Here is a 9,151-nt window from a genome sequence, read left to right on the forward strand (position 1 = left end):
GGCACATTGTCGATGTAGACGGCATTGCCGGCCTGCTGCAATTGCGTGACGGCGTCGCCTCGACCATGCAGAGCCAGCTCGACGAGACCGCGCGTGGCCTGATCACAGCCTTTGCCGAGACCGCACCCTCGATGGCCAACGCCGCCGGCCTGTTCACCTGGTCTGGTGCGCCGGCCGTGCCGGCCGCCGGCACGCTGGTCAACGGCCTTGCCGCGTCCATCAGCGTCAATGCAGCGATGGACCCGAGCACCGGCGGCAACCCGATGCTGCTGCGCGACGGCGGAGCCAACGGTGCGGCCTACGTCGCCAACACGGGCGGTGGCGCATCCTATTCCACCCTTCTGGTTGCCTATGGCGACCGGCTCGACCAGCCGATGACTTTCGACCCCGCCGCCGGGGTTTCGGCAACGTCCAGCGTGTCCGACTACGCCGCCAGTTCGATCGGCTGGTTCGAGGGCGTGCGCCAGCAGGCTTCGACCGCCTCCGACGCCAAGGAAGCACTGGCGTCGCGCAGCGCCGAGGCGCTGTCCAACGCGACCGGGGTCAATGTCGACCAGGAAATGTCGCTGCTGCTCGACCTCGAACACACCTACCAGGCATCGGCCCGGATGATGAAAACCGTCGACGACATGATGACGGCCTTGCTCAACGCGGTGGGATAATTCCATGACTTCAGTCTCCTCGGCCGCAATCTCCAATGCCATGCGCTCCCAGCAGATGCGCATGCAGGCCGAACTCGTCAAAGCCACGAAAGAATCCTCGACGGGCAGGGTCGCCGACGTCGGCCTGGCTCTCGGCGGGCGCACCACCCAGGCCGTCACTTTCCAGCGCGATCTTGACCGGCTCAACGTCATCATCGATTCCAACGGCCTGGTCGGCGCCCGGCTCTCCTCGACGCAGACCTCGCTTGGTCAACTCTCGACCGCCGCTCAGACGTTCCTGTCCGCCCTGACCACCGCCTCCTCAAGCGACTCGTCCAACAGCCTCACCCAATCCTCCGGCAAGGCGACCATCCAGCAGCTGACCTCGATCCTCAACACCAGCGTCAATGGCGAATACCTGTTCGCCGGCACCAACACCGACGTCAAGCCAATCAACGACTTCACAGCTGCCGGCTCCCCCGCCAAGGCGGCATTCGACGCCGCTTTCGTCGCCAATTTCGGCTTCACCCAGGATGATCCGCTCGCGGCCGACATCACGGCTGCCCAGATGGACGATTTCATCACCAATGATGTCGCCCCGCAGTTCACGGGCGCTGGTTGGCAGGGCAACTGGTCGAACGCCACCGACCAGCAGATCGTCAGCCGCATCGCACTCAACGAAACCACACCGACGTCGACCAGCGCCAACAGCGCCGGCATCCAGAAGCTCGCAATGGCGGCAGCCATGGTCAGCAGCCTGATGTCCAGCAACATCAGCCAGGCGGCGAAGAATACGGTTGTCAGCCGCTCCACCACATTGGTTGGCGAAGCGCTGAGCGGCATTGGCCAGCTTCAATCCGAGACCGGCATCGTCCAGAAGCGGGTTTCCGATGCCAACGATCGGATGAAAACGCAGGTCGACCTTTTCGAACGGCACATTCTCGACCTGGAAGCTGTCGATCCGGCCGAAGCCGCGACACGGGTCGCGGACCTGACACAGCACATCGAAACGTCTTTCGCGTTGACCGCACGCCTGCAGCAGCTCAGCCTGTTGAATTACCTGACCTGACAACGCTTAACGGAACGGTAGAGCCCCAACGATGTACCAATTCTCTTACGCCGACATCCAGAGCAACTCCGTTGCCGACGCGAAGGACCGCGAGCGCGAGCTTCTGACCCGCTCGATCGACATGCTGGCGGCAGCAGCAGTGGCCGGCCACGGTTCGATGGAGGCGATAGAGGCGCTTCACTTCACCAACCGCGTCTGGACCGCCTTCGTCGAGGATCTTGGCTCCAGCGACAACGCTCTGCCAAAGGAACTGCGCGCCAACCTCATTTCCATCGGCCTGTGGCTGCTGCGCGAGGCGGAGGACATCCGTCAGGGCCGCACCAACAATTTCGAAGGGCTGATCGAGGTGTCCCAGATCATCAGGGACGGCATTCAATGACCAACACGCTGAAGATATCGCTGAAGCCGAACGAAAAGATCTACATCAACGGCGCCGTCATCCGGGTCGACCGCAAGGTCACCGTCGAATTGATGAACGACGTCCAGTTCCTGCTCGAAAACCACGTGATCCAGGCCGAAGATGCCTCGACACCGCTCAAGCAGCTTTATTTCATCCTGCAGGTCATGCTGATGAACCCGGCCGGCGCCGCCGCCGCACGCGAGATGTTCCGTCGTTCGCTGCCGCTGCTTCTGGCAAGCTTCGAGGACGGCCAGATCTGCAGCGCGCTGAAACAGATCGACCGCATGGTCGGCGAGGACCATATCTACGAAGCGCTGAAGGCGATCCGCGCACTTTATCCGCTCGAACGCCGCGCGCTGGGTGGGAATGACGATGTTTCGGGTGCCGAGCGCCCGTTGGCTGTGGGAGCACGATACTGATGAACGTGGACATGACGACGACGATTCCGACCGGCGCCAATCAGGCCACCGCGTCCACCTCGAAGACAGCAGTCGACTACCAGTCCTTCCTGAAGCTTCTGATCGCCGAGATGAAGAACCAGGATCCGACCAAGCCGATGGATTCGACGCAGTATGTCGCCCAGCTCGCCACCTTCTCGCAGGTCGAGCAATCGGTGCAGACCAACACCAAGCTCAATCAGATCATGCAGTCCTCGGCGCTGTCGCAGGCCGACGCACTGATCGGGCGCTCGATAACCTCCGCCGACGGCCTGACGACGGGCACCGTGGCTTCGGTGCGCCTCGCCAGCAACGGTCTCATCGCCGTGCTGCAGAACGGCACCGAAGTCGCGGTCGGTCCGGGAGTTTCGGTCAAGGCGGCAAGCTGACGCTTTCGACAGAGAGCCAGTCCCATGAATGAGGCCGACGCTCTCGACATCGTCCAGTACGCGGTATGGACGGTGCTCGTCGCGTCCGCTCCGGTGGTGCTGGTCGCCATGGTGGTCGGCATCGGCATCGCCCTCATCCAGGCGCTGACCCAGGTGCAGGAAATCACCTTGACCTTCGTGCCGAAGATCGTCGCCATCATGCTGGTGGTGGCGCTGACCGGCCCCTTCATCGGCAGCCAGATATCGGCCTTCACCAACGTCATCTTCGAGCGCATCCAGAACGGGTTCTAACCTGTTTTGGGAAGGCGTGCCGCGGCATGCCGTTCGTAATTGTCCGAAGACAGACGCCGCCGATCCCCTTGGCGCCTCCGCACGCACGGCAGACAAGGCCTGGACCGCCTCTATCCCATTGTTGGACCATGAGCTTTTTTGCCCTTTGCGGCGCCATGCCCTACTTTCGGCAAACGGTCTGCGCAAACGGATTGTCTGACGGGCAGGCACGACATGGCAGGAATCCCAAATGATTGACGAAAAGCCGGACAGCGAGAGCGTCTCGGCGCTGGCGCCCTTCCGGCACGGCATTTTCCGCGCCGTGTGGGGCGCAAGTCTCGTCTCGAATTTCGGTGGCCTGATCCAGGGTGTCGGCGCCGCCTGGATGATGACCACGATCGCCACCTCGCCCTATCAGGTGGCCCTTGTCCAGGCTTCGACCACCTTGCCGATCATGCTGTTTGCGTTGGTCGCCGGCGCCATCGCCGACAGTTTCGACCGGCGCAAGGTGATGCTGGTCGCCCAGACCTTCATGCTGGTGGTGTCGGTGCTTCTGACCCTGTTCACCTATTCGGGCCTGATCACGCCATGGACGCTGCTTGCCTTCACCTTCCTGATCGACAGCGGCACCGCGCTCAACAGCCCATCATGGCAAGCCTCCGTCGGCGATATCGTTCCCCGCAACAAGGTGCCGGCGGCCGTCGCCCTCAATTCGATGGGCTTTAACCTGACGCGCAGCGTCGGTCCGGCGATCGGCGGCATCATCGTCGCCGCCGCCGGTGCGGCAGCCGCCTTCGCGGCGAACGCGGTGAGCTATATCGGCCTGATCGTCGTGCTGGCGCGCTGGAAGCCGAACGTGCCGGTATCGACCTTGCCGCGCGAGTCGCTGGGGGCCGCCATGGGCGCCGGCCTGCGCTATGTCGCCATGTCGCCCAATATCGGCAAGGTGCTGGTCAGGGGTGCTGCGTTCGGCTTCAGTGCAGGCGCTGTGCTTGCGTTGCTGCCTCTGGTGGCGCGCGACGTCGTCAAGGGCGATGCGCTTACCTATGGCATCATGCTCGGCGCCTTCGGCATCGGCGCGGTCGGCGGCGCCTTGATCAGCGTCAGGCTGCGGCAGTTGCTCTCCAGCGAGACGATGGTGCGCTGTGCGTTCGCCGGCTTCGCCGTCTGCGCCTTCAATGCCGCCGTCAGCCAGCATGCCTGGCAGACATCGCTCGGCCTGCTTGTCGGCGGTGCCTGCTGGGTGATCGCGCTTTCGCATTTCAACGTCACGGTGCAGATGGCGACGCCGCGCTGGGTGGTCGGCCGGGTGCTGTCGGTCTACCAGACCGCGACCTTCGGCGGCATCGCGCTCGGCAGCTGGATCTGGGGCGTCGTCGCCGACGCGCATGGCGCCGAAACCGCGCTGATCGCCGCCAGCATCGCCATGCTGGCCGGCGGCGCCATCGGTCTTTTGCTCCCGCTGCCGCAACAGCAGGTGCTCAACCTCGACCCGCTCAATCGCTTCAAGGAACCGCATTTGGCGCTTGACCTGAAGCCGCGCAGTGGTCCCATCGCCATCATGATCGAATATGTGATCCGCCACGAGGACGAACCGGAGTTCCTCGCCATCATGGCCGAACGCGGCCGCATCCGCCGCCGTGACGGCGCCCGCAACTGGACGCTGGCGCGCGATCTCGAGAATCCCACCGTATGGATCGAGCATTATCACACGCCGACCTGGATCGAGTATATCAGGCACAATGGACGCATCACCCATGCCGACGCCGTCATCGGCGAACGCGTGCGGGCCCTGCACAGCGGCGACGAACCGCCCCGCGTACGACGCATGATCGAGCGCCCGACCACCGCCGGCACGGCGCTTGTGATGGCCAAGGGGCCGATCGAGCATTAAGCCCGTAACCCCTCTTGCCCTCTACCCCTCGCCCGACAGGTCCCGGCGCGCCTTGTCGAGTTCCTCGGCATAGCGCCGCATCAAATGGCCTTCGGTCAACAGGCCCAGCACGATGTGGTCGGTGAAATCCTCGACCACGGCGAGTTCTTCGGCGCCCGCCCGCTGGAATGTTTCCGCGGCGGCCTGCACGTTCATGCTCGGCACCAGCACCGCGTCCTTGTATTTGGCGAGATCGCGCACCGGCACCTCGCCATCGGACGGATCGCTGTGCAGTTCGGCCACGATCAGCACGCCGACATAGTGGTCGCCCGCATCGACGGCGATGACGCGCTGGGCAGAGCCGAGCGGCACCTCCTTGCGGAAGGCTGCCAGCGTCGTCGAGGCATAGATGGTCTTGATGTCCTTGCGCATCATCGAGCCGACTGTGAGGCTGCGCATCCAGCCGACATCGTGGGCGCTGCGGATGGTCTCGCCGCGCAGATGGAAGCGCCATGTCGAGAACGAGTAGCCGAAGGTTTCGCGCACCAGGATGGCCGACATGATCGAGGCGGCCAGCACGACGCCGGTCAACGTCAGGTCGCGGGTCGATTCCAGCGCCAGGAAGGTCATCGTCAGCGGACCGCCGACGACACCGACGGCGAGCGACGTCATGCCGACGACGGCGGCGACGGCAGGGTCGATGCCGGTTGCCGGAGAAATAACAAGCATCACATCCGCGAACGCCTTGCCGAGCAGCGCGCCGAGGAACAGCGAGGCAAAGAACAGCCCGCCGCGAAAACCCGATCCCAGCGAGACCGCCGACGCCGCCAGCTTGAGCACGAAGACGCTGGCCACCACGGCCAGCCCGTAATTCATCGAGAATTCGCGATGCAGCGCGCCATGGCCGCTGGACAGCACCTGCGGCGTGATCAGCCCCAACAAGCCAACGATGACGCCGCCAATGACGGGGCGCAGCGACGCATCGATCGACAGCCTGGCGAAACCGCGCTCGATCAGCGTCACCAGATGCATGATGGCGATCGAGGCGGCACCGCCGAGCAGCCCGAGCAGCAGGAACGGCACATACTGGCTGGCGGTGAGCGCCGGCAGACCCGAAAGCTCGAGCGGGAAAGGCACCCCGCCGAACATTTCAGCGGTCAGCGAGGCTGAGATCGCGGCGGTCATGACAGGCGCGACATTGGCGACCGAGTAGATGCCGATGACCAATTCGAAGCCGTAGAAGGCGCCGGTCAGCGGTGCATCGAAGGCAGCGGCGATGGCGCCGGCCGCACCACAGCCGACCAGGATACGGACATCGTTGCGGCGCAGCCTGAAGATGCCCGCCAGCCGCGATGCCAGCCCGGAGCCAACCTGCGTGTAGCCGGCTTCCAGCCCGACCGAGGCGCCAAAACCGCTGGAGATCATCGTCTGGCCGGCGATGATGAAGGTGTCGGTCAGCGACATGCGCCCGCCATAGAGCGCATTGGCTTCGATCGGGTCGATCGGTGTGCGGAATTTCCGTATCCGGAGCCAGACCACCGTCAGCCCCAGCAGTATGCCGCCGATCGCCGGTATCAGCGCCTGCATCGGATTGGCGAGCGAGAACATGCCGGAAAGCCGGCCGCCAGGCTGAACGCCGAACAGCAGCCCGTGCAGGTCCTGCACGATCTGGCTCATCGCCGTGACCAATATGCCAGCCATGACGCCTACGACACCGGCGAGGATGACCACCACGATGCCGCGTGCCTCGAGCAGGGGCAACGACCTGATCAGCACCGCGCGCAGCCGGCGGGCGTAAACTTCGCTGTGGTTTCTGGAAAGCACCGGGGCGGCTCGCCGATATCGAAAGGCAGTGGAAAGCCAGCCTGATACGCCCGGCGGCACGGCATGGCAACCACAATGCCGACAGACACCACATTGGCGACAAGTGGACGCGATATCGATCGGGCCGATGGACCGTTCAGGTCGGCATGGGCTCGCCGGCTTCATAGAGTACGAGGTTGCGCTCGCCTATGCCGAGCGCCGGCCAGCTCGCACGCCAGTCCGCAATGTGCGGCGAGGCGAAGTGCGCGTCGAGCGCTGCCCTGTCGCTCCAGACTTCCGTGACCCGGATGAGCCCGGCATCAAAAACATCCTGCGCATAGGAATATTGGATGCAGCCGACCTCGGCGCGGCTGCCTGAAACCATGCGTTCCATTGCGGGCTTGGCTTCCTCAAATTTGTTTGGCGGCAAGCGGATGGTGCCGATGATCAGAAGCATGGGTTTCCCTTTCCTGGCGAGGCTAGCCGACACGGCGACCTGCGCATGATCGTTCGAACTAGCCAGTCTCCCACCCTCGCGCAAGCTTGGCGGACTACCCTCACAGGGCTGTCGCGCGCTCGGCAGTCTATGGGGTTTGAGGACGATATGGCGATCAGCGAAAGCATTCAGCCCGGCGCGGCCGCCAAGAACGGCCGCGACGTCTTCTTCGCCATCGGCATCGTCATCATACTTGCCGTGCTGTTCCTGCCGATCCCGGCTTTTCTCATCGATGTCGGCCTCGCCTTTTCGATCGCGCTTTCGGTGCTGATCCTGATGGTGGCGCTGTGGATCCAGCGGCCGCTCGATTTTTCGTCTTTTCCAACCGTGCTGCTCATCGCCACCATGCTGCGGCTGTCGCTCAACATCGCCACCACGCGCATGATCCTGTCGCATGGCAATGAAGGGACGCATGCCGCCGGCTACGTCATCGCCGGCTTCTCCAAGTTGGTGATGGCCAGCGACTTCGTCATCGGCCTCATCGTCTTCATGATCCTGATCGTGGTGAACTTCATCGTCATCACCAAGGGCGCCACGCGTATCGCCGAAGTCGGCGCGCGCTTCACCCTCGATGCCATCCCCGGCAAGCAGATGTCGATCGACGCCGACCTCTCGGCCGGCATGATCGACGACAAGACCGCGCAGCTGCGCCGCCGTGAACTGGAAGAAGAATCTTCTTTCTTCGGCTCGATGGACGGCGCCTCGAAGTTCGTCCGCGGCGACGCCATCGCCGGCCTCATCATCACCGCCATCAACATCGTCGGCGGCATTGCCATCGGCTACATCAGGCACGGCATGGGCATGGGCGAAGCCGCCGACGTGTTCATCAAGCTGTCGGTCGGCGACGGCCTCGTCACCCAGATCCCGGCACTGATCGTGTCGCTCGCCGCCGGCCTGCTCGTCTCCAAGGGCGGCACCCGCGGCTCGACCAACCAGGCGGTGTTCGGCCAGCTCGGCGCCCACCCGCGCGCCCTCTATGTCGCGGCATCGCTGCTGGTGCTGCTCGGCTTGATGCCCGGCCTGCCGCTGTTCCCGTTCTTTGCGCTCGCAGCCGGCATGGCCGGTCTCGGCTACGTCATCCCGATGCGCGCCAACCGTGTCCTCGCCGAAGCCGAGGCGATCAAGGACCAGGAAAAGGCGACCAAGGTCGAGGAGGAGAAGAACTCGGTCAAGGCCTCGCTCGCCACCGCCGAGATCGAGCTTTTGATCGGCAAGCAGCTGTCGACAAGGCTGCTGACGTCGCATCAGGAACTGGTTTTCCGCATGGGCAAGATGCGCAAGAAATTCGCCACCCAGTACGGCTTCGTCGTGCCGGAAGTGCGTGTCGCCGACGATTTCGCCATCCCGCCGAAGAGCTACCAGATCAAGGTGCACGGCACCGTGGTGGCCGAATACCAGATGCGCGTCGGCGAGATCATGGTGCTGCTCGGCAATCGCGACATACCCGAGATACCGGGCGAGGAAATCCGCGAGCCGGCCTTCGGCATGCGCGCCTATTCGGTGGTCGAAGCCTTCGCCGAGGATCTGAAGCGCGAGAACTACACCTTCGCCGACAACATGTCGGTGCTGCTCACCCATCTCTCCGAGGTCATCCGCAACAACCTGCCGCAGCTTCTGTCCTACAAGGACATGAAGGCGCTGCTCGAACGCCAGGACCAGGAATACCGCAAGCTCGCCGACGAGATCTGCACCACGCACATCTCCTATCCCGGCCTGCAGGCGGTGCTGAAGCTGCTGCTCGCCGAGCGCGTCTCGATCCGCAATCTGCACCTG

General features: G+C 63.9%; 10 protein-coding genes. 8 read left to right on the plus strand and 2 right to left on the minus strand.

Features of this window, described 5'->3' with window-relative positions; genetic code table 11:
- From EN879_RS13550 to EN879_RS13580, 7 genes are all read left to right on the plus strand, one after another.
- Positions 1-662: flagellar basal body rod C-terminal domain-containing protein (locus EN879_RS13550; RefSeq protein ID WP_281034590.1), on the plus strand; the 662-nt coding region annotated here is incomplete at its 5' end.
- Positions 663-666: 4 nt separating this feature from the next.
- Entirely contained in the window at positions 667-1,710 is a 1,044-nt protein-coding gene (locus tag EN879_RS13555; protein WP_013529777.1) for a flagellar hook-associated family protein, read from the plus strand.
- A 31-nt stretch (positions 1,711-1,741) separates the two neighbouring features.
- Positions 1,742-2,089 (plus strand): flagellar biosynthesis regulator FlaF, encoded by a 348-nt coding sequence (gene flaF, locus EN879_RS13560; RefSeq protein WP_013529776.1) that lies wholly within the window; start codon positions 1,742-1,744, stop codon positions 2,087-2,089.
- Complete coding sequence (gene flbT / locus EN879_RS13565; RefSeq protein ID WP_013529775.1) at positions 2,086-2,529, plus strand: flagellar biosynthesis repressor FlbT; 444 nt, start codon at positions 2,086-2,088, stop codon at positions 2,527-2,529. The genes flaF and flbT overlap by 4 nt, the downstream gene beginning before the upstream one ends.
- Positions 2,529-2,936 carry a flagellar hook assembly protein FlgD gene (gene flgD, locus EN879_RS13570; RefSeq protein WP_013529774.1) on the plus strand — a complete coding sequence of 136 codons (408 nt, stop codon included), beginning with the start codon at positions 2,529-2,531 and terminating at the stop codon, positions 2,934-2,936. The genes flbT and flgD overlap by 1 nt, the downstream gene beginning before the upstream one ends.
- A 24-nt stretch (positions 2,937-2,960) precedes the next feature.
- Positions 2,961-3,227 carry a flagellar biosynthesis protein FliQ gene (gene fliQ / locus EN879_RS13575; protein ID WP_013529773.1) on the plus strand — a complete coding sequence of 89 codons (267 nt, stop codon included), beginning with the start codon at positions 2,961-2,963 and terminating at the stop codon, positions 3,225-3,227.
- Between the two features lie 229 nt (positions 3,228-3,456).
- Positions 3,457-5,100, plus strand: coding sequence for an MFS transporter (locus EN879_RS13580; protein ID WP_063168926.1), 1,644 nt, complete (start codon positions 3,457-3,459; stop codon positions 5,098-5,100).
- A 21-nt stretch (positions 5,101-5,121) separates the two neighbouring features.
- On the opposite strand, the gene EN879_RS13585 is transcribed toward EN879_RS13580, so the two are convergent.
- Both EN879_RS13585 and EN879_RS13590 read right to left on the minus strand, forming a co-directional pair.
- The gene (locus EN879_RS13585) at positions 5,122-6,903 is read right to left on the minus strand and encodes a chloride channel protein (protein ID WP_063168927.1); all 1,782 of its coding nucleotides are present in this window, start codon (positions 6,901-6,903) and stop codon (positions 5,122-5,124) included.
- 136 nt (positions 6,904-7,039) lie between these two features.
- Positions 7,040-7,339, minus strand: coding sequence for a putative quinol monooxygenase (locus tag EN879_RS13590; protein ID WP_063168928.1), 300 nt, complete (start codon positions 7,337-7,339; stop codon positions 7,040-7,042).
- A 147-nt stretch (positions 7,340-7,486) separates the two neighbouring features.
- On the opposite strand from EN879_RS13590, the gene flhA reads away from it, so the two are divergent.
- A partial coding sequence (flhA, locus tag EN879_RS13595; protein ID WP_127274090.1) for a flagellar biosynthesis protein FlhA occupies positions 7,487-9,151 on the plus strand: 1,665 nt, incomplete at its 3' end.

The sequence above is a fragment of the Mesorhizobium sp. M7A.F.Ca.AU.002.02.1.1 genome (assembly GCF_003998535.1).
GTDB lineage: Bacteria > Pseudomonadota > Alphaproteobacteria > Rhizobiales > Rhizobiaceae > Mesorhizobium > Mesorhizobium ciceri.

Bases quoted from the DNA above. Each gene is read 5' to 3' on its own strand.
- EN879_RS13555 (WP_013529777.1), top strand. From the start codon at position 667: ATGACTTCAGTCTCCTCGGCCGCAATCTCCAATGCCATGCGCTCCCAG.
- flaF (WP_013529776.1), top strand. From the start codon at position 1,742: ATGTACCAATTCTCTTACGCCGACATCCAGAGCAACTCCGTTGCCGAC.
- flbT (WP_013529775.1), top strand. From the start codon at position 2,086: ATGACCAACACGCTGAAGATATCGCTGAAGCCGAACGAAAAGATCTAC.
- flgD (WP_013529774.1), top strand. From the start codon at position 2,529: ATGAACGTGGACATGACGACGACGATTCCGACCGGCGCCAATCAGGCC.
- fliQ (WP_013529773.1), top strand. From the start codon at position 2,961: ATGAATGAGGCCGACGCTCTCGACATCGTCCAGTACGCGGTATGGACG.
- EN879_RS13580 (WP_063168926.1), top strand. From the start codon at position 3,457: ATGATTGACGAAAAGCCGGACAGCGAGAGCGTCTCGGCGCTGGCGCCC.
- EN879_RS13590 (WP_063168928.1), bottom strand. From the start codon at position 7,339: ATGCTTCTGATCATCGGCACCATCCGCTTGCCGCCAAACAAATTTGAG.